At 53.8% G+C, this 22600-nt stretch carries 19 protein-coding genes and 1 pseudogene; 12 read left to right on the top strand and 8 right to left on the bottom strand.

The genetic code is table 11. From position 1 onward, the window contains the following. Positions 1-84 precede the first annotated feature (84 nt). The 3 genes and pseudogenes from BN3796_RS06090 to BN3796_RS06080 form a co-directional block, all read right to left on the bottom strand. Positions 85-425 (bottom strand): annotated as a pseudogene (locus BN3796_RS06090) (DHCW motif cupin fold protein). A 156-nt stretch (positions 426-581) separates the two neighbouring features. Next, entirely contained in the window at positions 582-1424 is an 843-nt protein-coding gene (locus BN3796_RS06085; protein ID WP_061707475.1) for an MBL fold metallo-hydrolase, read from the bottom strand. Positions 1425-1437: 13 nt separating this feature from the next. Continuing rightward, on the bottom strand, positions 1438-2001 hold the full coding sequence (locus tag BN3796_RS06080; protein WP_061707474.1) for a hypothetical protein: 564 nt from the start codon (positions 1999-2001) through the stop codon (positions 1438-1440). A gap of 165 nt (positions 2002-2166) precedes the next feature. Between BN3796_RS06080 and BN3796_RS06075 the strand changes: the two genes are divergently transcribed. Beyond that, a complete protein-coding gene (locus tag BN3796_RS06075) occupies positions 2167-3066 on the top strand; it encodes a LysR substrate-binding domain-containing protein (RefSeq protein WP_061707473.1) in 900 nt (299 codons plus the stop codon). 129 nt (positions 3067-3195) lie between these two features. Further along, complete coding sequence (locus tag BN3796_RS20005) at positions 3196-3552, top strand: nuclear transport factor 2 family protein (protein WP_073885100.1); 357 nt, start codon at positions 3196-3198, stop codon at positions 3550-3552. Between the two features lie 132 nt (positions 3553-3684). On the opposite strand, the gene BN3796_RS06070 is transcribed toward BN3796_RS20005, so the two are convergent. Next, positions 3685-4158, bottom strand: coding sequence for a hypothetical protein (locus BN3796_RS06070; protein ID WP_061707472.1), 474 nt, complete (start codon positions 4156-4158; stop codon positions 3685-3687). Positions 4159-5882: 1724 nt separating this feature from the next. On the opposite strand from BN3796_RS06070, the gene BN3796_RS06065 reads away from it, so the two are divergent. Further along, positions 5883-6452 carry a helix-turn-helix domain-containing protein gene (locus BN3796_RS06065; RefSeq protein ID WP_061707471.1) on the top strand — a complete coding sequence of 190 codons (570 nt, stop codon included), beginning with the start codon at positions 5883-5885 and terminating at the stop codon, positions 6450-6452. A gap of 449 nt (positions 6453-6901) precedes the next feature. Further along, positions 6902-7264: a cupin domain-containing protein gene (locus BN3796_RS06060; RefSeq protein ID WP_061707470.1), complete on the top strand. Its 363-nt coding sequence runs from the start codon at positions 6902-6904 to the stop codon at positions 7262-7264. Positions 7265-7592: 328 nt separating this feature from the next. On the opposite strand, the gene BN3796_RS06055 is transcribed toward BN3796_RS06060, so the two are convergent. Further along, positions 7593-8129 (bottom strand): GNAT family N-acetyltransferase, encoded by a 537-nt coding sequence (locus tag BN3796_RS06055; protein ID WP_061707469.1) that lies wholly within the window; start codon positions 8127-8129, stop codon positions 7593-7595. 140 nt (positions 8130-8269) lie between these two features. Then, positions 8270-8845 (bottom strand): DUF4142 domain-containing protein, encoded by a 576-nt coding sequence (locus BN3796_RS06050; RefSeq protein ID WP_061707468.1) that lies wholly within the window; start codon positions 8843-8845, stop codon positions 8270-8272. A 217-nt stretch (positions 8846-9062) separates the two neighbouring features. Here BN3796_RS06050 and BN3796_RS06045 point away from each other — a divergent pair, with 217 nt between their 5' ends. Further along, positions 9063-9893 (top strand): DMT family transporter, encoded by an 831-nt coding sequence (locus BN3796_RS06045; RefSeq protein ID WP_061707467.1) that lies wholly within the window; start codon positions 9063-9065, stop codon positions 9891-9893. A 20-nt stretch (positions 9894-9913) separates the two neighbouring features. Here BN3796_RS06045 and BN3796_RS06040 read toward each other — a convergent pair whose 3' ends face one another. Further along, positions 9914-10549 carry a helix-turn-helix domain-containing protein gene (locus BN3796_RS06040; protein ID WP_061707466.1) on the bottom strand — a complete coding sequence of 212 codons (636 nt, stop codon included), beginning with the start codon at positions 10547-10549 and terminating at the stop codon, positions 9914-9916. A 247-nt stretch (positions 10550-10796) separates the two neighbouring features. Here BN3796_RS06040 and BN3796_RS06035 point away from each other — a divergent pair, with 247 nt between their 5' ends. Continuing rightward, on the top strand, positions 10797-12773 hold the full coding sequence (locus BN3796_RS06035; protein ID WP_061707465.1) for an alkyl/aryl-sulfatase: 1977 nt from the start codon (positions 10797-10799) through the stop codon (positions 12771-12773). A 110-nt stretch (positions 12774-12883) separates the two neighbouring features. On the opposite strand, the gene exaC is transcribed toward BN3796_RS06035, so the two are convergent. Beyond that, on the bottom strand, positions 12884-14404 hold the full coding sequence (gene exaC, locus BN3796_RS06030) for an acetaldehyde dehydrogenase ExaC (protein WP_061707464.1): 1521 nt from the start codon (positions 14402-14404) through the stop codon (positions 12884-12886). A gap of 259 nt (positions 14405-14663) precedes the next feature. On the opposite strand from exaC, the gene BN3796_RS06025 reads away from it, so the two are divergent. The 6 genes from BN3796_RS06025 to BN3796_RS06000 all read left to right on the top strand — a co-directional run bounded on the left by BN3796_RS06025 (position 14664) and on the right by BN3796_RS06000 (position 22600). Beyond that, positions 14664-16442, top strand: a complete 1779-nt coding sequence (locus BN3796_RS06025) for a sigma-54-dependent Fis family transcriptional regulator (protein WP_061707463.1) — start codon at positions 14664-14666, stop codon at positions 16440-16442. Positions 16443-16800: 358 nt separating this feature from the next. Further along, entirely contained in the window at positions 16801-18039 is a 1239-nt protein-coding gene (locus tag BN3796_RS06020) for a PfkB family carbohydrate kinase (protein ID WP_061707462.1), read from the top strand. Between the two features lie 71 nt (positions 18040-18110). Then, positions 18111-19085 carry an ABC transporter permease gene (locus BN3796_RS06015; RefSeq protein ID WP_081430637.1) on the top strand — a complete coding sequence of 325 codons (975 nt, stop codon included), beginning with the start codon at positions 18111-18113 and terminating at the stop codon, positions 19083-19085. Continuing rightward, on the top strand, positions 19085-19984 hold the full coding sequence (locus tag BN3796_RS06010; protein ID WP_061707460.1) for a carbohydrate ABC transporter permease: 900 nt from the start codon (positions 19085-19087) through the stop codon (positions 19982-19984). The genes BN3796_RS06015 and BN3796_RS06010 overlap by 1 nt, the downstream gene beginning before the upstream one ends. Positions 19985-19994: 10 nt before the next feature. Continuing rightward, positions 19995-21407 (top strand): extracellular solute-binding protein, encoded by a 1413-nt coding sequence (locus BN3796_RS06005; RefSeq protein WP_238379218.1) that lies wholly within the window; start codon positions 19995-19997, stop codon positions 21405-21407. Continuing rightward, a complete protein-coding gene (locus BN3796_RS06000) occupies positions 21404-22600 on the top strand; it encodes an ADP-ribosylglycohydrolase family protein (RefSeq protein ID WP_061707459.1) in 1197 nt (398 codons plus the stop codon). The genes BN3796_RS06005 and BN3796_RS06000 overlap by 4 nt, the downstream gene beginning before the upstream one ends.

Here is a 22600-nt window from a genome sequence, read left to right as displayed (position 1 = left end):
CGTTAATCGCTCAAAGCGGACCTTGCTCCATTCATGTCTGCTCTGTCTCAAAAACAGACGAACGCATTCATTCCTGCACAGGAGTCAGTCCACAATAAAGAGTTTTGCACCAGTGGTGGTGCTGGACTTATGTGGCTCCGCGTTGTCGCCAACCTGGTAACTCATCCCTGCGTTTAAAACAAATTTCCGTCCATCTTCGAGCAGGGTTTCTAATTGCCCTTCTATGCAAAAAAGAACATGCCTTTTTGGCACCAATGATCTGCAACGTACCCGGGCGTATATTCAACCATTCGCACACGGATTTAATTCGGCTTCTGACCAAAAAACTGGGTGCGCCAGTAGGCCATACCCGTTTCCCCACGGTGCTCTGTTCGTTCGATTTCACTCCAGTTGGTTATGCCAAAGGCAAACGCGTCAATCTCCATTCTGTTGTTCCTTCTGTAAGCTCGCTCGCGCTCACATTAACGTGCCTTAGTGACATACACAATCCATTAACAATTTAATATCATAAGCGGCTTATGCGTGAAGGCTGATGACGTTGAAATGTGCCAGGCAATAACGAGCCAGTCAGGCATACCCGCTCATTTCTCAGAGTAGGAAATGCGGTATCCACTCCCAGCTCTGAGAACCTTAGCAAACCCGGCCTGGCCTAAATGCATGCCTGCAATTAGCAGTTTTTCCCTGACCGCTTTTTCCAGAATTTTTTTCCGTGTTTCTTCGGCCAGAGCGGGATCGGCGTCAAACAAAATGGAAACAGCCGGTTGTGCTGACTGAATATGAGGGTAATGGACGATGTCTCCCCATATTAATAAGCATTGAGCATCCGAATCAATGCGAAAGCCTGTATGTCCCGGCGTATGGCCTGGTAACCATACCGGGAGAATGCCATCCGCTATTTTATCCCCGTTAAAAAAACTCACGTTCTGCGCATAAGCGTGTAACGTCTGGCGGACCAGTCCAAAATTACGTTGCCCGCGCTCATTCGCTATTTTTAGTTTTTTATCATCCTGCCAGTGTTGCGCTTCGAGAGGATGAAGAATAATTTCAGCATGTTTATAGACTGGCCGTTTTTCAGCATCCAGCAGGCCGCCAATATGATCCGGATGGCAGTGCGTCAATAAAACAGTATCCACGTCGTCAGGGCTAACGCCAGCGGCTGCAAGGTTTGCCTGAAGTTGTCCCCCCACGTTGTTCAGCGGCCCTGCGCCGGTATCAACCAAAATGACTCTTCCCCGACCGCGGATAAGGTAACAGTTTATATGGATATTGCCGGGCTCATCGATTCCGGCGTTATATTGAATGACGTGCGCATCAGCTTTTTCAATACCTGACAGTAAATCCAGACTGGCTGACATAGTGCCGTCACTCAGCGCAGTTATCTGAAAATCTCCAATCTGACGGAATGGGAAGGGTTGATGGCTCATAAATACCTCTGGATTATTTTCGGGCGAATATGTGTTCTGCCGGGTATGGTTTCTCTTTTAAAGCACTCTGCAACTGCGATGTAAGAGGCTTATAGAGGTCTACCCCAGGCACATCTGTAAATCGCGAGGCAATTTCAGAAGGCAAAACATAGGCAACGCGATAATCAGGTGTTTTATCCAGGCCCATCGCCAGCATTTCCAGCCCACGATATCCCATTTCTGTATCTAAAAAGTCTATGGGCTTTGAGCTCAATAGCAGAATTTCCTCAGAAGATATGTCTGGAGCAAGGTCTTCAGCTTCATATAGGTTACGATGCCAGTCAGTAATGCAGCTCTGCCAACGAGCGAAATTACCCCCTCCTTTTAAAAAGTAATCATCACTACTAAGAGTATCCGCATCTTTAACAGTATGAATGGCAAGGTAAACAGGGCAGCCGGATGTGACGGCACGAAAGCGTTGAGATGTAGTGAACCCAGTGACAGATATCAATGCGGGCAATTTTTGCTGGTTGTAAAAGGCATTCCATTCTGCCTCGCTTTCAGAATCGTTATACGAGCATTCCACGGTATACCACATCAGTTCATCTCCACATGAGTCATAGACACAAGCAAAAACAGTTGCTCAATGATTTTTCATCATGCTACAAGCTGATTAAAAGACTTAAAATCGATAATAAGTCACGAATTAGTGACATTAAGTCAATGAAATCAGATTACAGGCTAAGAGCAGGGAACAGTTTTCATGCGCAGAAAAATACCCAGTAGTGCGTCACTTCAGGCTTTTGATGCCGCTGCAAGGCATGGTAATTTTGCCCGTGCTGCAGAGGAATTATCGCTAACGGAAGGGGCCATTAGCCGTCAGATTGCGCGACTTGAAGCTTTGTTGAACTGTAAGTTGTTCGATCGTGTGGGAAGCCGCGTAAAGCTCAACCCTGTCGGCGCGCGCTATGCACATCACGTGCGTGAAACGCTCGACAGGCTCGAAAGGGATACGCACTACATAATGGGAATGCCAGAGGGTAGTAAGAGTCTGGATATCGCCGTCCTGCCGACGTTTTCCAGCCGTTGGCTTATTCCCCGCCTGAACGGCTTTAAATCTTTGTACCCGGACATAACGTTAAATATTGCTGCCAGAACCGATCCTTTCATTTTGCCCGGAAGTGGCTTTGACGCTGTGATTCATTTTGAACATTCCGCATGGGCAGGCATGCGTATGCAATTTCTGTTTCAGGAAAATCTGGTGCCCGTGTGCCATCCGGCACTGTTAACAGATAATGACGTCAATAAACAGCTAAACGAACTGCCGCGGATTCACCGTCGACAGAACCCTGATGCATGGCATCACTATGCCCGGGAAAGTGGGATAACCCTCGATAATCCGGCTCAGGGTGTTCGCTACGATCTTCATGAAATGGCCATCGCTGCCGTAATGGCGGGACAGGGCGTGGCACTGGTACCGCATATGTATATCCAGAATGAATTGAGTCGCGGCATGCTTGTTTCGCCCTGGCCAGCATCAGAAAGCCTTAGCAAAAAATTCTGTTTAGTAAAACCGACGGAAACTGGAATAAACGAAGCGGCGCTAGAGAATTTTGAACGCTGGTTGCTTGCTGAAATGAATATGCTTACACGGATCGCGTAATGCCGAACAATAACGTTACGTCCGGGTCTTCAACTCAGTTAACTTATCCGCTCTGTGCCAGTAGCGGACGTTGCTTTCCAGCGTTCATTGTCCTAAAAGTTAATGACCTAATGTCATCAGGACAATACTATGCTTCTTGAGAGACTTAAACGGCTCGAATGTTCCCTTCATGATAACAAGCGGAACGATCGGGAATGGCTTGAACAGATACTTCATGAGGAATTTCGCGAGATAACGCGATCTGGCATGTTAGTTGATCGGGCAGAAACAATAGAGGCGCTTTCTACTGAAGTTGGTAGTCCAATAATTCACAGTGACGAATTTAGACTTATCATAGTTAGAAATAATTTCGCAATATTGCATTACAGGACTTTTGATCCAGATGGCAGTAATGCCACTCTTCGTTCTTCATGCTGGGAAATGAGTGAAAATGGCCAATGGCAATTGGTATTTCATCAGGGAACTCCTGAGTCAAAGCGCATTTAGATCCAAGTTGCAACGTCCGCTCTTCACTCACAGCGGACCTCCAGCCCAGTTAGCAAGTCAGTTTCGTGTCAGAAACAGTCACTGGCCTATTTATTAAGACTTGCCGGTATCATCCTTTGTAGACTGAGAACGTTAAAAACGTTTTGGCCGTGTTGCTAACAAGACAACCGCTGCTCCGATAGCGACTATGAGCGTATCTTCAATTATGCCACTTCTGGTCTGCCCAATTTCTGCCATGGCTTTTTTGCGTGCCGCAAGTGTGACATAGGCAAGTGGCACAGCGGCAGAGATAGCAATCGCTGCCCCGGTTTTTTCTTCGCCCGCGGGTGCCAACGCGGCGCCCGCAATCCCTGCACTGGCCACACGTGCTGACAAGCCCAAAAACACGGTGCGATCTGGCGCTGACTTCATCTTGTCGCCAAGCAGCTCACCTGCCCCCATCGCTAACGCGCCATATTTGAATAACGGACGGTCCAGCAGCATGAGACTCCCCGGAGTGTCGCGCCTGGCAAGGCGTACTGTAGCGAGGGCCGCCATCGGCGTCATAGAACGGCAGCTAGCGACAACGCCAATCAGGGCGGAATAAATAAATTTAGTAATTTTCATTATTTGTCTCCCGGATAAACAGAACGTTGTTATTGTTTAGTTTTATTGGGTTAAGGCAGGAACTCTCGGTTTAAGTAACACATTTACATGATCACGTTATTCAAACGCTTCTCCTGTGAGCACAGAGTTGCATCTCGCAATGCCTTAAGCATCTTTTGTAGCCTATGCGTGTCTGACTTCGTCAGCAGAATGAAAACATTGAATACGGTGCGGCTTCCTGTGCAAATTTTCACGGTAATAGTCAGTATAGATGAATGGCCTGAGATAGCAGAAATGACAGGATGGGAAGGCTTACGAATGTGAACCGCACCTAATTGCCGGGGCAAACTTCAGCGTTCCTCATACGGGAATATAGCCGTCAAGATTAGTAGCACCGTGCTTACTGCATAAACTGGCATTACTGTTCGTCATGTACAACTCATGCCGAACGACCGCTTTTGGCTCAGAGCGGACCTTGCCCTATGCATCAGTCCGCTTTGTGCCAGAAGCGGACATTGCTTACTTGCCAGAATATCCAAAGATGCTGATGTCAACGACCTGAAACATCCTGGCGCGGAGGACTATTACGCTGTAATGAATGATGCCATTGAACGGATACGACAGGAAGTGAAGGATCTCCGTCAAAAAGAATCAGCACACAAAAAGTTTGCTAGCGAAAGTACATCTGAAACAAGGTTAGCAGCTTAACAGCCCCAGTGAAGCACTCCCTCAGGAGTGCTTCACTCACAAGTAATAATCTTCTATCAACTGTTTTTTCCTTAAACGAGTGAATAAGGCAAACAAATTGAGAATGAACTTAATTAATCTTCTTCCCGATAAAGTTCAGACTTACATTTTCTGCAAATCACTCTTCTACGATTATCTACAGGATGAATTAATCCAACATTGAGCAAATCATCAGAGCCACATTTATAGCATGAAAGTGACTTCAAATCATATTTTTGTAAATAATCCTCTTTTGTAGGGATCTGTTTCCAATAATACATCAGTCCGCGCATATAATCACTCCCCAAAGAAATCCAACACGTTGAAATTTGTGAAACCGTCGATACAGCCTAAAGGAAATTCTTGTCTAATAAAAAAGAAATATTTTTTAGCTTAAAACATGTTTAGTTCTTTTCAATTATTATCTGGCACCGCTCAGGATCGATTGTGTAAACCCTGATTCTTGGCCATATCTGCAACGACGCCTCTTACGAGCTTCCACATCTACCTGTACTTTGCTAGTAATTACGCTTCCCTCTGTCTCAGGCCCGCTTACATAGTCTTGGGCCGCTAAAAATACAGTTCGTTCGACTCTTCTATGGGGACTTCCCCCGTGGCGCGCCAGCCTCTACATCTGACCTTTAGGGGTTATGTAAGTATCCCGCTTATACGCCCCATTCTCTTTTAGAGATCCTCTTGCATATAGATTATGTTACCCGAAAACTAACTTCCGTTCATCGCTCAAAGCAGCCCGTCAACATCCGAGCGCTAAAAACAGACTCAATGTGCAATATTTCCCATTTCCCAGACAGACCCTATCAAACCTGCGAACCTTAAAATGGTTCATTTGGACGGATAAATGTGGTATTCAGGCATTGCGGGCGCGTGAAAAATCACTGTCTGCTGATGCAGTTATGACATATCAGACCAGCGACAGCATCGTCATGTCCGTACCGCAATCACGACTGGGCGGGGTGTTTATTTGGGTGAGAAGGTCACACTCGGGGAGGGAGGCAATAATGGCTGACTCAGGACACGGTAAACCTGCTGCGTTGTCATTAAATATCGGCAGTAAAATAAGACGGCTACGGCAGTCACGGAGGATTTCGTTAAACGACCTGTCTAAATTGTCAGGAGTTTCAAAGGGAGCGTTATCCAAACTGGAATCAGGTTCTTCCAGCCCCCGTGTTGATACGCTGGACGCTATCGCCACCGCTTTACGTTTACCGGTCGGCGATTTGCTGAGCGGTGGCGGCAGGATGTATCCCCGCTTTGAAAAACATCGTCCTGTGCCGGGCGAGTATTCGCAAATGATGAAATTCCGCATCGGCCCCGGCAATACCTCCGAGATATGGTTGCTGCAAATGGAGCCGCAGGTCACCATCCATAGTCCCGGGCATTCAGAGGGGGCACATGAACATATTCTGGTTCACAGCGGGACTCTGCACCTGCGCTTTAGCCAGTACGAAGTCATCATCCTGGAACCCGGGGATTTTTATGCTTTCTCCGCGCAAGTGGCACACACGTACAGCGCAACGGAAACGGCGGTTAGCGCAACGGTGGTGATGACTCACCTCGAGCCCGGTTAACTCCGCCGCGCTATTACCGGGCCTGGAGACCTAAGATATGGCGCCGAAGTTCCGGGCATCTGTTCACTTAAAGAAACAAAAACGGTCTCATGAAAGCCTGAGGGCAAATTATTTTAAAAATAAAATTAATTAAATTCAGTCGATTGATTGTGAGCTTATAAATATCTGCGCTCGTAACCGGGAAACCCATTGTTCTGCGTGCGGGCTGATTGTATTGTTATTTCGAACAGCAGAGTCTGCATGCTTGCGCTGTATTTTCCCACAAAGCAAAGCAGGCGTAATAGCCGGGAAGTTGGCCATAACATGGTCAGACCCCCGATAATCCTGGCGTCTTTTTATTAGCGATGAATATCGCCCAACCCGGCTGCGCGCCGTGCTGCCCATTGTCTGCTCTTTTTTCATGACGAAATAAACCCACCCACTTTAAATATGTGTGACGGAGAAGATGAATGCGTAAAGTTAATTTAAAAGAAAGTTTTGCTCTGTTCAGCGATTACTGGAGCCCGAAAATTGTCGGCGAAATGAATAATGAATATGTCAAACTAGCTAAATTAGCCGGAAAGTTTGACTGGCACCATCATGAACATGAGGACGAGCTTTTTCTTGTTATCAGCGGCCGCTTGCGAATGGGCTTAAGAACGGGCGATATCGTTCTTGATGCAGGTGAGTTTATCATTGTGCCGAAAGGAACCGAGCATTGTCCTGAAGCGTTAACTCAAGAGTGCTGCGTCGTTTTACTGGAGCCAAAATCGACCCTGAATACGGGCAATATCGTCAACGAACGTACGGTACATGAGCTGGATAAACTGTAATCGCGACTCCTGACGTCTGGCAGTCTGTCAGCAATAAATCGGCGCGTTTCTGCTTTTCGCTCATGGGAAACAACCATACTCGAATCTCCCACATTGCAGGAGATTCGAGTATGAACTCATCATCGTGGAACAAAGGCCGTATCGTCAGCCAAAAAAGACCACTTCAGACAAGCGTTTTCAGGCATCTCAATTGCAGTCAAATCGTCCGCTCCTCGCACAAAAAGGCCATCAAATCGCGTGTCAGCCCGCTTTGTGTTCGAGGCGGGCGTTGCCAGGATCCATGTGTTGCCCTCCCGGATGTTCCGGAAAGAGAAGATGAACGATGGGTTTACTGTGAGTTAGTCAGCCACTCATTAAATGTGAGTGTATATAAAAGGCTTGGGGGCGCATCTTTCACGTCATAAATCTCTCTGATATAGCTTAACCCCGTTTTATGAAGCACTTTCTGTGATGCCAGATGGTTTTTCCTGACAACAGCTGAAATCTCGGTGAGTTTAATCTGATCGAATCCATAGTTAATCGCGCATGCAGCAAATTCTGTGGCCAGGCCTTTGCCCCATGCTTCTGTGGAAAACCGATAGCCAAGATTATTAATCACAAGACCGTCGTAGCTATGTATGCTCAGTCCGCCAAAACCGATAATTTTTTGGGGATTATCGAGAAGCGATATTGCCCAGTTTCCAAACCCATAAGATTGCCAGTGGGTTAGCCAGCGATTCAGCACCGTTTTTGCATAATCAATACCCGGATATGGCCCTGCAGGATTAAAGGTGTTAGTTGCGGGATCACCATATATTTTGAAAAGATCGTCTGCGTCTGATGGGCTTACAGGGCGAAGGGACAATCGAGGTGTTTCAATTCGCAAGTTTATCTCCTGACGCGTCATACCGGAAAACGGGTTTATCAAAATGAATGCTTTTGATTGTGGCGACACAGCGGGCGCATCGATTGGCACACTTAGAGCGTGTGCCTACCGAACGGCTTCTTTTTACTTTCTGGCGTGCCTTATTGCATCTTCATCTGCTGGGCAGATTTTAAGTGCTGCTCCACAACCGGGGTGTGCTCGTCGGCCAGGGCTTTCACATCCGGATCCTTGATGGTTTTAGCATCGTTTTCCAGCTTCGACAGCACCATTGTGTGGTCTTTGACGCCAGCGTTTTCCATATACATCTTGTCAAATGCGTCGCCGCTCTGCTTTTCCAGCTGCTCGGCCATGGCTTTGTGTTTAGCGTCCGGCTCCGTCGGCAGCGTCACCCCTTTTTGCTGAGCGACTGCCTGTACTTTGGTCAGGGCGGCGCCATGATCCTCGACCATCTTCTGGGCAAAGGCTTTGACTTCGCTGCTCTGGGCCTTGCTCAGCGCGATTTTGGCGGCGGCGATTTCATTAACGTTAGCCTGCGCCATGTCCATCAAGGCTTTTTCATCGCCGGCGCTTAGCTTAGCGTTCGCTTCAGTCTGGCCTGCCGCACTAGTCTGCGTTTGCGCAGCGGTCGTCGTCTGGGCTTGCACGCCAACAGCGCTGAACATCGCGGCAACGGCGGTTACGGCGAGCAGTTTTTTCAACGTTTTGCTCTCTTGCATATTGTTCTCCTGATAGTCATAAGAAAGGCGGATGACAGGTCATTAACCGGACGCCGCCTCGTAGGGAAATTACAACTGCAATAGTCAGTATAGTGGATCAACAATTTAAGGCCGCGGCATGATAAGTATGACAAGCAACGTCGTTTCACATTAAAGTAAAAACATCACTCCACCGTCGGCCCCGGTTATTGTGCTGGCAGTGCCTGTCAGGAACTGTATGAAAAAGCTGTTACTTGTTCTCTTTGTATTGACTGCGTTTGCAGCCAACTCGATCCTCTGTCGCATTGCCTTAAAGAACGGGCACGCCGATCCTGAAACGTTCAGCATGCTGAGATTACTGGGCGGGGCCGCAGCGCTGTTTTTCTGGCATATCGCCCGCAAAAAGCTCCAGGAGATACGCTGGAAGATCGTCGACGCTCTGTTGCTATGCGCTTACGTCCTGTTTTTCTCCCTGGCTTACGTTCAGCTCAGCACGGCAACGGGTGCGCTGCTGCTCTTTGGCGCAGTCCAGGTCTGCATGATCGGCTGGGGCGCATTAAAAAGAGAAAAGTTGAGCGGCAGTAAGGCCTTCGGGATCCTTCTTGCCGTAGGAGGAATCGTTGCCCTCCTGCTTCCCGGCACGAGCGCCCCTCCTCTTCTGCCCGCGTTGATGATGGTGGCGTCTGGCCTGGCGTGGGGAGCCTACTCTGTTCGCGGAAAAAATATCGTTGCCCCGGCGGGAACGACGGCGGGTAATTTCATCCTGAGCATACCTGTCATGCTTGCCCTGAGCCTGCTGCGGCAGGAGCCCGTCCATGTCGATGCCAGCGGCATCCTCCTTGCCCTGCTGTCAGGCGGGGTCGCTTCCGGTATTGCCTATGTGCTCTGGTATCAGCTTGTCCCCGGCCTCTCGTCAGCAACCGCCAGCACGTTGCAGCTCAGCGTTCCCTGTATTGCGGCGGCGGGCGGCGTTTTATTTCTGGGAGAAGTGCCGGATATGAGAATGGTGGTCTGCACCCTGGTGGTGCTGGCTGGTATCGCTCTGGTCATCTCAGCCGATCGGCAATAACCCGGAGGCGGGCGTTACCCCTAGTACGCTTCCGGCAGCGGTCGGTCGATTGAGACCAGCTTTCCGCGCTTCATGGTGATATAGCCCCCTGCCTTCAGATCCGCCAGTACGCGAAACACATGGGTGCGTGAGAGGTTGGTGCGCCGGATAATAAACAGCGCCAGCCCTTCGTTTTCACCCTTGTGGGTGCTCTGACGGTAGAGATAGCGGTAGAGCATCGGTCTGATGGTCTGGTAGCTGGTGACCTGCCGGCGTTCGTTATGCAGGTCAATCGTAAAAATCGACATATAGGTCAGAATGGTCGCCAGCTCCTGCACGCGTTCAGCGCCGCCGTGCAAAAAAATCTGGTCAAAGGCGGCAAAGGTTATTTTCACCAGCTTCACCTGGGCGCTGCTGCTATATTCAAATTTCGCCAGCGGGCAATATCTTTCCATAAGTCCTATCGGCATAGACTCGATGGTATTGCCGATACTTAGCCCATTTTCCGGCATCAATATGGATAACGAACCTTCCGTACAAAAATAAATATAGCCAGGCTGGAGAACTAATTTTTTATTCGCCGCAACGGTAATAGCCTCCCCTTCGTCAATTATTTGCGGGAAAAAGCTGTCAATTTTAAGCTGCTGATAATAAGTATGAATATCCTGAAAATTCACGCCATGCCCCTCGCCGCGCCGTCTGCCGTCTGCCGTCTGCCGTCTGCCGACTGCCGTCTGCCTTCACAGAAAGTATAGCAGCGAAGATATAGCGGACTCGAGATATTTATCGGACCTCAGATGACAAGTCCCATATGGGACTATCTCCTCAGAATAATTCTTTTAAAATGGTCAGTAATTAATCCGCATTTAAAGTATCTGGCGCCCTGGTCCCCGGCGGCGATACAAATAATCCAGGAGATATTCAATGAAGCTAAATAAAGTTGCTAAACATCTGGCGCTGGCCGGTGTTTTAACCTCTCTGTCGGCGTTCTCATTCGCCGCAGCTCAGCCGCAGGATGCCACCCCGGCGACCCGGGAGGCGAATAACGCGCTCTACAGCAAACTGCCTTTTGCCGATAAAACCGACTTCGAAAATGCGCATAAAGGGTTTATCGCCGCGCTGCCGCAGTCGATGATTAAAGGCGAGCAGGGCAACGTTATCTGGAACCCGGCGAAATATGATTTTGTGAAAGAAGGTGAAAAAGCGCCGGACACCGTTAACCCGAGCCTGTGGCGCCAGTCGCAGCTGATCAACATCGGCGGCCTGTTTAAAGTCACCGACGGCGTCTACCAGATCCGTAACCTCGACCTCTCCAACATGACCATCATCGAAGGTGAGAAAGGGATTACCGTTATCGACCCGCTGCTGAGCGCCGAACCGGCCAAAGAGGGGCTAGAGCTCTACTACGCCAACCGCGGTAAAAAGCCGGTGGTTGCCGTCGTGATTACGCACAGCCACGTTGATCATTACGGCGGCCTTCGCGGCGTGGTTGATGAAGCTGACGTGAAATCGGGTAAAGTGAAAATCTATGCGCCGGCAGGGTTCATGGAGGAAGCCGTCTCCGAAAACCTGATGGCCGGTACCGCGATGAGCCGCCGCGCCAGCTACATGTACGGCAACCTGCTGAAGCCTGACGTCAAAGGCCAGGTTGGCGCCGGTCTTGGCACCACCACCTCCGCGGGGACCGTCACGCTGATCCCGCCGACCAACTACATCACCCATACCGGCCAGCAGGAAGTGATCGACGGCTTAACCTATGACTTTATGATGGCGCCGGGCTCGGAAGCACCGTCAGAGATGCTGTGGTATGTCAAAGAGAAGAAGATGATCGAGGCGGCAGAGGATGTGACCCACACCCTGCACAACACCTATTCGCTGCGCGGCGCGAAAATCCGCGATCCGCTGGCTTGGTCTAAATATATTAACGCCGCTATCGAACGCTGGGGCGCCGATGCAGAAGTCATCATCGCCCAGCACCACTGGCCGACCTGGGGTAATGAAAATATCGTTAAGCTGATGAAAGGCCAGCGCGATATGTACCGCTACATCAACGACCAGACCCTGCGGATGGCGAACAAAGGCCTGACCCGCGACGAGATCGCCGCTGAATTTAAGTTACCAGAATCCCTGGAGAAGCAGTGGTCCAGCCGCGGTTATTACGGCTCCGTCAGCCACGACGTTAAAGCCACCTACGTCTTTTATCTCGGCTGGTTCGATGGCAACCCGGCCACCCTCGACGAACTGCCGCCGGAGCAGGCTGCGAAGAAGTTTGTGGAATATATGGGCGGCGCCGATGCCATCATGGAGAAGGCGAAAGCTGACTACCAGCAGGGCAACTACCGTTGGGTAGCGCAGGTGACCAGCAAAATCGTCTTTGCCGATCCGCAGAACCAGGAGGCGCGTAACCTGGAAGCGGATGCGCTGGAGCAGTTAGGCTATCAGGCAGAAGCCGGAACCTGGCGCAACTTCTATCTGACCGGCGCGCAGGAGCTGCGTAACGGCGTGCAGAAGCTGCCGACGCCGAATACCGCCAGCCCGGATACCGTACGTGCGATGACCCCGGAGATGTTCTTCGACTACCTGGGCGTGCATCTCAACGGCGAAAAAGCCGGTGCGGCGAAAGCGGTCTTTAACATCGACTTGGGTAAAGATGGCGGCAAATATAAGCTGGAGCTGGAAAACGGCGTGCTGAACCACACCGCGAACGCGCAAGCGGACAATGCTGACGCCACGATTACTCTGGATCGCACCACCCTGAACAAAATTATCCTGAAAGAAGAGACGCTGAAACAGGCGCAGGATAAAGGTGAGGTGAAAATTAGCGGCAATGGCGCGAAACTCGAAGAGATGCTTGGCTACATGGACAAGTTCGACTTCTGGTTCAATATTGTCACCCCCTAATCCTCGCTCGCTTTAACAGCACGAAGCCCGGTCAATTGGACTGCACCCCAAAAGTTGGACACCCAACTGAGTAAGGTGCAGTCCACGCCATGGCGCGCGGGCTCAGACTATCAGAACAGCCCTAACGGGGCGGTGCCGTAACTTACCAGCAGGTTTTTGGTCTGCTGATAGGCAGAGAGCGCCATTTTGTGGGTTTCACGCCCGACGCCCGACTGTTTGTAACCGCCGAAGGCGGCATGAGCCGGATAGATGTGGTAGCAGTTGGTCCACACGCGCCCGGCCTTGATGCCGCGTCCCATGCGATAGGCCAGGTTGGTGTCGCGGGTCCAGACCCCTGCTCCGAGGCCAAACTGCGTCTGGTTAGCGATAGCCAGCGCCTCCGCCTCATCCTTAAAGGTGGTTACGCCGATCACCGGGCCAAAGATCTCCTCCTGGAAGCTACGCATGTCGTTGCGTCCCTGGATAAGGGTCGGCTGAATATAGTAGCCATTATCCAGCTCAGCGGTGATGCTGGCGCGCTCGCCGCCGGTGAGGATCTTGCCACCCTCCTCGCGGGCGATCTGGATATAGGAGAGGATCTTGTCGAACTGCTGCTGCGACGCCTGCGCGCCGATCATCGTGTCGGTATCAAAGGGGTCGCCGCGACGGATCTGCGCCACCTTCTCCATCACGCGCGCCATAAAGGGTTCGTAGATAGACTCCTGGATCAGCGCCCGGGAGGGACAGGTGCAAACCTCGCCCTGGTTAAAGAAGCCCAGCACCAGCCCCTCAACCGCTTTCTCAATAAACTCCTCTTCCCCGTCCATCACGTCGGCAAAGTAGATATTCGGCGATTTGCCGCCCAGCTCGACGGTGCAGGGAATAATGTTCTCCGCGGCGCAGGCCATAATGTGGCGGCCTACCGGCGTGGAGCCGGTAAAGGCGATCTTGGCGATCCGCTTGCTGGTTGCCAGCGCCTCGCCCGCCTCTTTCCCAAAGCCCTGCACCACGTTGAGGACGCCCGGCGGGAAGAGATCGCCGATGATCTCCATCAAAAGCGTAATGCCGAGCGGCGTCTGTTCCGCCGGTTTGAGCACCACGCAGTTCCCGGCAGCCAGCGCGGGAGCCAGCTTCCAGGCGGCCATCAGCAGCGGGAAGTTCCACGGGATGATCTGCCCCACCACGCCCAGCGGTTCGTGGAAGTGGTACGCCACGGTCGTCTCGTCGATCTCCGCCGTGCTCCCCTCCTGCGCGCGCAGGCAGCCGGCAAAATAGCGGAAATGATCCACCGCCAGCGGCAGGTCGGCGTTCAGCGTTTCGCGGATCGGCTTACCGTTATCCCAGCTCTCCACGACCGCCAGATATTCAAGCTTCTCCTCGATACGATCGGCTACCTGCAGCAGCAGGTTGGCGCGGTGCTGGACAGAGGTTTTACCCCAGCCCTCGGCGGCGCGGTGCGCGGCGTCCAGGGCGTAGTCGATATCTTTCGCATCGGAGCGGGGAAACTGCCCGATTTCGCTGCCGTCCACCGGGGAGGTATTCATGAAATATTGCCCGCTGAGCGGCTCGATAAATTTGCCGTCAATGTAGTTGCCATACACGGACTTAAGTGTAAACAGAGCACCCGGCTGGCCAGGATGTGCATAACGCATCGCAAATCTCCTTCTTGTAGGGTTGAGGCGCGGCGGCCTGTTAGTGTTGTACGCTCGCCACGCCCGAAGAGAATTGCAGGAGTTATGCCACTTTTATTGCTCCAGTAAGTTCTTTTTAGAATCAGTAAATTACAGGAATGATTGCACGAATCTCCGGGTGATGTCGCGCAGAATGCGGCTTCTGTGTTGCAAATCGCAACACTGCATAAACCATATTGCTACAATGTTGCAACACATCATCTCTTACGCGAGGTATCCCGTGCGAGGAAATCCGTTGAACCTCACGCCTGAGGTCGAAGCGAATCCGCTACTGAGCGACTCCTGGTCCCGCAGCCTGCGTTATGGGCTGGAGCCCACGGCGGACGATTTTCCCCGCCTGCATTCGCGCGAACTGGCGGATCGGCTCGCCAGCCACCGTCGTCTGCAGCAGCTCACCCAGCCGGTCATCGATTCGCTGTCGCGTAAGGTCACCGATCTTCAGTCCGTGGTGGTGCTTTCCGATGCCAGCGGCCTGGTGCTGCATACCTTCGGCGATATGCAGGCGATGGATAAAGCCCAGCGCGTGGCGCTGGCGCCGGGCAACCTGTGGAGCGAAAGCGGACGCGGCACCAACGCCATCGGCACTGCGCTGGCGATTGACGACAGCTGCGAAATCGAGGGACGGCAGCATTTCCTGGCCCGCAACCAGGATCTTTACTGCGCCGCCGTTCCGCTGCAAAGCCCGGATGGACGGGTGGCCGGCGTGCTGGATATCTCCGGTCCCGCCAGCTATCCCCACCAGCAGACGCTGGCGTGGGTGAAGGGGGCGGCGAAACAGATCGAATACCTGTGGGTTAAGCAGAGCCTTCATCCGCAGCAGTGGCTGATGAGCCTGCACCCCCGGCCGGAAAAGCTCGACAGCGTGGACGAACTGCTGCTGGTGTTTGAGGATAACCTGCTCACCGCCGGTAACCGTCTGGCAATGCGCAGGCTTGGTCTTAGCGCCGCCGAACTGGGGCAAATGACCTTCGGACAGCTGTTCCCGGAACTGCCGCAGCAGGCGGTCGACGTGCCGCAGCCGCTGTGGGTGGCGGGGCAGCGCTTCTACTATCGCCTGCGCCCGCCTGCCCGCATTAGCGTGGCGGTGACTCCGCCGCCGGGCCTCAGGCTCCCCTTCTCCACCCCGCGCGAGGGGGAAAAACTGCTTCGCCTGCTGAACGCCGGCATCGCCCTCTGCATCGAGGGGGAGACCGGATGCGGCAAGGAGCATATCAGCCGGATGCTTCATCAGCACAGCCGCTGGCGCAGCGGCAAATTTGTGGCGATTAACTGCGCCGCCATCCCGGAGTCGCTGATTGAATCGGAGCTGTTTGGCTATCAGCCGGGGGCATTTACCGGCGCCAGCAAGAACGGCTATCCCGGAAAAATCCGCGAAGCCAACGCCGGTGTGCTGTTTCTTGATGAGATTGGCGATATGCCCCTCACCCTGCAAACCCGGCTGCTGAGGATCTTGCAGGAGAAAGAGGTGACGCCGCTGGGCGCCAGCCAGAGCGTGCCGGTTAACTTCGCGGTGATTTGCGCCACCCACCGTAATCTCGCCCAGCGCGTTGCGGAGGGGACCTTCCGGGAGGATCTCTTTTACCGCCTGCGCGAGTTCGCCCTGACGCTGCCGCCCCTGCGCCAGTGGCCTGCACGGGCCGCGTTTATTCGCCAGCTCTGGCAGGATTTAGGCGGCGAAAAGCGCCGGATCGCGCTTTCTGCCTCCCTGGTGGATCGGCTGGCGGCCTGCCCCTGGCCAGGGAACGTGCGCCAGCTGCAAAGCCTGCTGAAGGTGCTGCTGGCGCTGGCGGAGGAGGGAGAAACGCTGGATACCGACTCCCTGCCAGAGGAGTACCGCGCCGCCCCTGCCCCCGTCGCGGGCGGACGCCAGCAGCACGACGCGCGGCTGATTGCGGATACCCTGGCAAGCTACAACGGTAACATCAGCAAGGCGGCGCAGGCGCTCGGCGTAGCGCGCAGCACCCTTTACCGCCGCGGCGCACGCACGGGGGGCCGTTAGCCCCGAGTGATGCCGTTCGAACAGGGGCAGAGTATGGGTCGGTACTCTGCCAAAGGGGCGTTACCGGCCCCTGTAGCCCTTCCCCATAAAATATCCGCAGCCATATACATTCGTAAATACAATTAATACCGCCAGCGATTATTTCCCCGGAGTGTTTATTGCCATCATTTATCAGCGCAATAGCGCTATTTCTCTTTTTTATTGAAATTAACCCTGAAGCGGATCGTCTTAATTCCCTGTTTTTACAATAAAAACCCTCTCCTGATTTCCGTTTGTTTTTGTTTCACAGAGCGATATGTGAACGACTTCAACACATTAACAATCGGGAAACAATATTATAACTTCGAGAGGTGACATTATGCTCAACAAAGAAAGGCATTATGCAATACTGGCCTACCTCAACAAGTATGAACGCGCGACGGTGAATCATCTCGCCAGGCTATTTGGCGTGACTAAAGAGACCATTCGTAACGACCTGAATACCCTGTCACGCGAGGGGGGAATTGAACGTTGTCACGGCGGCGCCATTATTAAACGCCGTATTTTTCATACCCAGTCAGTAAATAATTTGGACTCTAATATTATTCACTATTTTGACGCGGCGCTGGCGAGGAAAAAGGTCAAACCCCGTCATAAAGGGCGAAAGATGAAAGGTAAAGTCTGTATCCTGGGATCGTTTAATGTCGATATTACGGCTAACGTCGATCGTTTTCCGCAAAGCGGCGAATCTATTTTTTCAGAAAATACTATTATCGGTCCCGGCGGCAAAGGGGCTAACCAGGCGCTGGCGGTGAGTAAATGCCACGTAAAAACCCATTTTGTGGCTAAAGTGGGTAACGATCAGTTTAGCCAGATGGCCTATGAACATCTCTCCTCTTCCGCCATTGACAGCTTTACCCTTTATCAGGATAAGGAGAAAAAAACCGGCACCGCGCTTATTTATGTCTGCCAGGGCGACGGGGAAAATATGATTGCCATCAGCCCCGGCGCCAATCAGTTCATTACCCCCGACGAAGTCGAGGCCATCACGCCGGAGCTCAGGCAGTCCGATATTTTTTTAACCCAGCTGGAAAACAACCTGGCGGCCACCTTCGGGGCGATTGATATCGCCCATCGTAACGGCGTCAGGGTGGTGCTGAACCCGGCTCCCTACTCCCCTGACGTGGTTAAGTGTTTACAGAATGTCGATTTTCTGACGCCCAACGAGACGGAAGCCTCTCTGCTCTCCGGCGTGCAGATTAGCGATATCGCCAGCGCGAAAGAGGCGGCCAGAGCAATAAAGGCCCGCGGCGTCGGTCACGTCATTATCACCATGGGCGCTAAAGGCGCGCTAATCCATGACGGCAAGGAGTTTATTCATATTCCGGCGCTGAAGGCGGTCTGCGTGGATACCACCGGCGCGGGGGATGCCTTTAACGGCGCCTTTACGGCGGCGATGGCGAAAGGCGAATCCATTATTCAGGCGGCGAAATTTGCCTGCGCGTTTGCCTCGCTGGCGGTCGAAAAGGAGGGAGCCTCGAATATGCCAGAGTACAACGACGTACTGACCCGCCTGGCGCAATATAACGATAAAAACATTATTACTGAGAAAAGCTAAACGCTTTCTTATTTTCCTTGCAGAACGTTATTGCATTCACTCCAACCATTAAAGTAATGGGAGTATGCCCGATGAAAGCCCTTACAGAAACGAAGCCCGGCAATGCGCCACCACGGGTGGAGAATAGTTTACAACAGGCGATACCTCACGCCTCCCGCTGGCGGCAGACTTTCCGCCGATGGTGGCCATTCTGGCTGATGGCCCTGCCCGGCGTAATCTATTTTTTCATCTGGCACTATTTACCGATATGGGAAACTAAAATCGCGTTTGAGCAATATCGTATAATTCCCCCCAACGTCTGGGTGGGGATGCAATATTTCGCCACGCTGATGTCATCGCCGGTATTCTGGCAGGTGATCCAGAACACGGTGATTATTGGCGCAATGAAACTGGTTTTTATTTTTCCTGTGCCGATTATCGTCGCGCTGCTGCTTAATGAAGTGCGCTCTTCCGGCTACCGAAAATTTGTACAGTCGGTCATCTATCTGCCGCACTATTTATCCTGGGTGGTCATTGCCAGTATTGCAATCGCTACCCTCTCTCCGGTGGATGGCGCGGTTAATGAAATTATCAAAGGAATGGGCTACGACCCGATTCCGTTTATGACCGACACCGGCTCCATTCGCTGGGTGCTGGTCTTTACCGAAATGTGGCGCAGCGCCGGGTGGGACTCCCTGCTCTATATCGCGGCGATCCTCGCCATTGACCCGCAGCTCTATGAAGCGGCGGAGATGGATGGCGCCGGACGCTGGCGCAAGATCTGGCACATCACCCTGCCGGCTATCACCCCCACCATCGCCACGCTCTTTATCCTCAACGTCGGGCTCTTCTTAAGCCAGGGCTTCGACCAGGTCTTTAACATGACCAACGATGTGGTCAACGGGCAGATCGACATTATCGATACCTACGTCTACCGCATGGGCCTGCGCACCGGCGAGTTCTCGCTGGCCACCGCCGCAGGGTTATTCAAGGGCGTGATTGGCATGATCCTCATCGTGCTGGCTCACAACGTCTCTAAACGCCTGACGGGTAAAGGAGTCTGGTAATGCGCATCTCATCGCGAAGCACCCCCTTTGAGCGCGTGGAGTATGTACTTATTCTCTCCGTGCTGATGCTGCTGGTGGTCGTCACCCTGCAGCCGATCCTCAACCTGGTGGCCATCTCCTTCTCCAGCCCGGCCAACGTGCCCGGCATGAGCGGGCTGGCCATTATCCCGCAGGGCTTCTCGCTGGATGTCTGGAAGCTGCTGCTCACCAACGAAGCGGTGCTGCGCGGCTTTGGCAACGCCATGCTGATTACCGTGGTGGGCACCGTGATTAACGTGGTCTTTACGGTGCTGCTCGCCTGGGCGCTGGCGCAGAAGCGGCTGCCGGGGCGCCGCTGGCTCTTTATGTTCGTGCTCTTCACCATCGTCTTTGAGCCGGGCATCATCCCCGACTTCCTGGTGATGAAAAAGCTCGGGCTGCTCAACAGCTACTGGTCGGTGATCCTCTATCGCGCCATCTTCGCCTGGTATCTGATTATCCTGGTGCGGCTGTTCGAGGAGATCCCGGAGGAGCTGCTGGAGGCCGCCGAGCTGGATGGCGCCAACCCGTTCCAGACCCTCTGGCACGTCATCCTGCCGGTCGCCAAATCGTCGATTGCCATGATCACCTTGTTTTACATGGTGCTGCACTGGAATGAGTTCTTCCGGGCGATGGTCTACCTCAACGATCCCGATAAATGGCCGCTGCAGGTGGTGCTGCGCCAGTTCGTGGTCGAGGGCGACAAGCTGTCGATGGTGGGCGTGGAGAGCATGTCCAACTACACCGAGGCGAGCCAGATCAGCATTAAGGCGCTGAAAGCGGGGATGATTACCCTCACCATCGCCCCGCTTATCGCCATCTACCCCATTATTTTGCGCTTCTTCACCAAAGGGACGATGTCCGGCGCGGTGAAGGGCTAAGGAGATGACGATGAAGGCAATGAATCTGTTTGTGGGTGCGCTGGCGGGCGCGCTGCTGCTCGGGCAGAGCGCCTGGGCCGAGCCGGTCACCATCCGGGTGGTGGAAAAGGATCTGCTGACCACCAACCGCGAGGATGTGGCGCATATCCACCGCATCGAGCAGGCGCTGGCGCGTCAGGGGCACGATATCAAAATTGAGATCGTTAACCTCTCCTCGTCCGGCTACTCCGACGTGCTGAACGTGATGTTGCTCTCCGGGACTATCCCCGATCTGATCTACTTCAACGGCAGCGATCAGAAGATGGTGGAACAGGGGATCCTGGAGGACTGGCGTCCCTGGCTCGCGCAAAGCCGCTGGCTGAAAGAGGCGCTCTGGCCGCACAACAAACTGCGTTTACAGAACCATCCGACGCTGCTTTACGTTTTTCCGCTGCGCGCGCGCCAGCCGGTGATCCGCGAGGACTGGCTGCAGAAGAGCGGCTTTAGCGGTTCGCCGAAAAGCCTGGAGGAGTACGTGACGCTCATGGAGGCGATCAAAAAGGGCGATTTCAACGACAACGGTAAGGACGATACCTGGGGGATCACCTCCGAGAAAGATCTGCGCGATCTCGACGGCTTTATGAACCCGGCGTTCGGCATTACCGCCACCTGGCTGAAGGACGATCAGGGCAAGCTGATTAACGCCCAGATAAGCCCCCAGGAGCGGAACAAGCTGATGTTCTACCACTCGCTCTATAAGAAGGGGCTGCTCTCTTCCCAGTACATCACCACCAACTGGGAGCTGAAGGAGGATGAATTTTATACCGGCAAGGTGGGCATCGTCTCCGTCACCTCCCCGGGCAACGTGGGTGTCTATCAGGAGAAGATGCGTCAGATCCACCCTGACGCCACGCTGACCCTGCTCGACCCGCCCGCGAGCCAGGCGGGACAAGGGCTGGCGGCGGTGGACGTCTCGATGGAGACGCGCGGCTTCGCCATGTCCGCCCTGTCGAAACATAAAAAAGAGGTGATGATCCTGCTCGACTTTCTGGCAAGCCCGGAAGGACAAATGCTGGAGCAGATGGGCTTTGAAGGGGAGCACTACGTGCGGGAAGGCGACCGCTACAAGGTGACGCCGAAGATCAACGCCTGGTATCCGCGCTTTATCTCGGCCGCGAACTGGACGCCGCCGGTGGAGTGGCGCACACCCGCCATGCTGCGCTACATCGACAACTCGCAGCGTTACTTTACCGCCGATAACGCCTTTATCTTCCCGGCGTCATTTGCGGCGGCCATAGATGCCACCAGCAGCACCTACAACGCGTGGGCCTACAAGTTTGTCTCGGGCAAAGCGTCCTTTGACCAGTGGGAGCGCTACGTCAGCGAATGGCGAGCCGCCGGGGGAGACGCCATGACTGAATATGCACAGGAAAAACTAAAATGACTCTGACTCATCAACCTGATTTATCGTTCGCCTCGCGGATTCTGGGCATGCTCTATGGCGTGGCGTTCGGCGACGCGCTCGGCGGGCCGGTGGAGAAACTCTCCGCCCGGCAGATCGAAGAGAAGTATGGCCGCGTCACCTCCATCCATCAGCGCTGGCACCGGATGGATGAACCCTCCGCGCGGCGCAACAACCGTATTCGCGGCAACGGCATTATCACCGACGACACGCTGATGACCCTCTGCCTGATGGAGGTCTATAACGAGACAGGCCGCCACCTTGACGCCTGGGATATGGCGGAGGCGTTTGTGCGCAAAATTGCCTGGGAGCCGCGCTGGGTGCCCGAACTGGATCGTGAAGCGCTGGTGATAGAGCGTCTCTTCTACCCGGAAAAATGGATTTTCCACCGTCTGCAGCTGGCCGCCTGCGACCCGCGTCAGGGCGGCGTCGGCAATATGGTCAACTGCGGCGCGGCGATGTATGTCGCCCCGATTGGCGCGATCAACGCCTGCCACCCTGCCGCCGCCTACCAGGAGGCGATCAACTTTACGCTGGGGCACCAGCAGAGCTACGGGCTGGAGGCGGCGGGGGTCTTTGCCGCCTGCGTCGCGGCGGCCTTTATTCCGGGGATCACCGTAGAGGGCATTATCGATATCGCCCTGAAGCTGGCCAAAGATGGCACGCGCCAGGCGATCGTTGCCACCCTGGAGGCGGCCCGCCGCTACCGGGGGCAGGCGTGGGACTATTTTGAGGTGGTGGACGCGCTGCACGCGGCGCTGCTCTCCTACTCGCCGATGGGTGACGACCTGATGCACGGCCCGGAAAAAGCGGGCGTGCCGACGATGGCCTACCAGCCCTCACGCCTGATGTCCATCGAGGAGTTGCCGATGGCGCTCGCCTTCTGCCTGCTGCGCGAAGGGGCGTTCCGCCCGGCGGTGGAGGACTCTATTAACTCCGGGCGCGACACCGACTCCATCGGCGTGATGAGCGGCGCCATTCTCGGGGCGCTGCACGGGGAGGCGATTATCGAACCCGAGGTGCTGGCGGGTATCGACAGCGCCAACCGTCTCGACCTGCGCGCCGCCGCACAGCGCTTCACCGGCGCGGCGCAAACCCTTATCCAGCAGGATCTCAACGCGGCGGCTGCATACCGCCAGAACGTGATGCCGTTATTACAGGGGCGAGGAGAGTAA

Source organism: Pseudenterobacter timonensis, from assembly GCF_900021175.1.
In the GTDB taxonomy this organism is placed as follows: Bacteria; Pseudomonadota; Gammaproteobacteria; order Enterobacterales; family Enterobacteriaceae; genus Enterobacter; species Enterobacter timonensis.
This window is presented reverse-complemented; position numbering and strand designations above follow the sequence as displayed.

Excerpts from the sequence above, each read along its gene's own strand:
- BN3796_RS06050 (WP_061707468.1), bottom strand. The coding sequence starts at position 8,845 with ATGCAAGAGAGCAAAACGTTGAAAAAACTGCTCGCCGTAACCGCCGTT.
- exaC (WP_061707464.1), bottom strand. The coding sequence starts at position 14,404 with ATGCGTTATGCACATCCTGGCCAGCCGGGTGCTCTGTTTACACTTAAG.
- BN3796_RS06080 (WP_061707474.1), bottom strand. The coding sequence starts at position 2,001 with ATGTGGTATACCGTGGAATGCTCGTATAACGATTCTGAAAGCGAGGCA.
- BN3796_RS06010 (WP_061707460.1), top strand. The coding sequence starts at position 19,085 with ATGCGCATCTCATCGCGAAGCACCCCCTTTGAGCGCGTGGAGTATGTA.
- BN3796_RS06005 (WP_238379218.1), top strand. The coding sequence starts at position 19,995 with ATGAAGGCAATGAATCTGTTTGTGGGTGCGCTGGCGGGCGCGCTGCTG.
- BN3796_RS06075 (WP_061707473.1), top strand. The coding sequence starts at position 2,167 with ATGCGCAGAAAAATACCCAGTAGTGCGTCACTTCAGGCTTTTGATGCC.
- BN3796_RS06015 (WP_081430637.1), top strand. The coding sequence starts at position 18,111 with ATGAAAGCCCTTACAGAAACGAAGCCCGGCAATGCGCCACCACGGGTG.
- BN3796_RS06020 (WP_061707462.1), top strand. The coding sequence starts at position 16,801 with ATGCTCAACAAAGAAAGGCATTATGCAATACTGGCCTACCTCAACAAG.
- BN3796_RS06070 (WP_061707472.1), bottom strand. The coding sequence starts at position 4,158 with ATGAAAATTACTAAATTTATTTATTCCGCCCTGATTGGCGTTGTCGCT.
- BN3796_RS20005 (WP_073885100.1), top strand. The coding sequence starts at position 3,196 with ATGCTTCTTGAGAGACTTAAACGGCTCGAATGTTCCCTTCATGATAAC.
- BN3796_RS06045 (WP_061707467.1), top strand. The coding sequence starts at position 9,063 with ATGAAAAAGCTGTTACTTGTTCTCTTTGTATTGACTGCGTTTGCAGCC.
- BN3796_RS06085 (WP_061707475.1), bottom strand. The coding sequence starts at position 1,424 with ATGAGCCATCAACCCTTCCCATTCCGTCAGATTGGAGATTTTCAGATA.
- BN3796_RS06000 (WP_061707459.1), top strand. The coding sequence starts at position 21,404 with ATGACTCTGACTCATCAACCTGATTTATCGTTCGCCTCGCGGATTCTG.
- BN3796_RS06065 (WP_061707471.1), top strand. The coding sequence starts at position 5,883 with ATGGCTGACTCAGGACACGGTAAACCTGCTGCGTTGTCATTAAATATC.
- BN3796_RS06035 (WP_061707465.1), top strand. The coding sequence starts at position 10,797 with ATGAAGCTAAATAAAGTTGCTAAACATCTGGCGCTGGCCGGTGTTTTA.
- BN3796_RS06060 (WP_061707470.1), top strand. The coding sequence starts at position 6,902 with ATGCGTAAAGTTAATTTAAAAGAAAGTTTTGCTCTGTTCAGCGATTAC.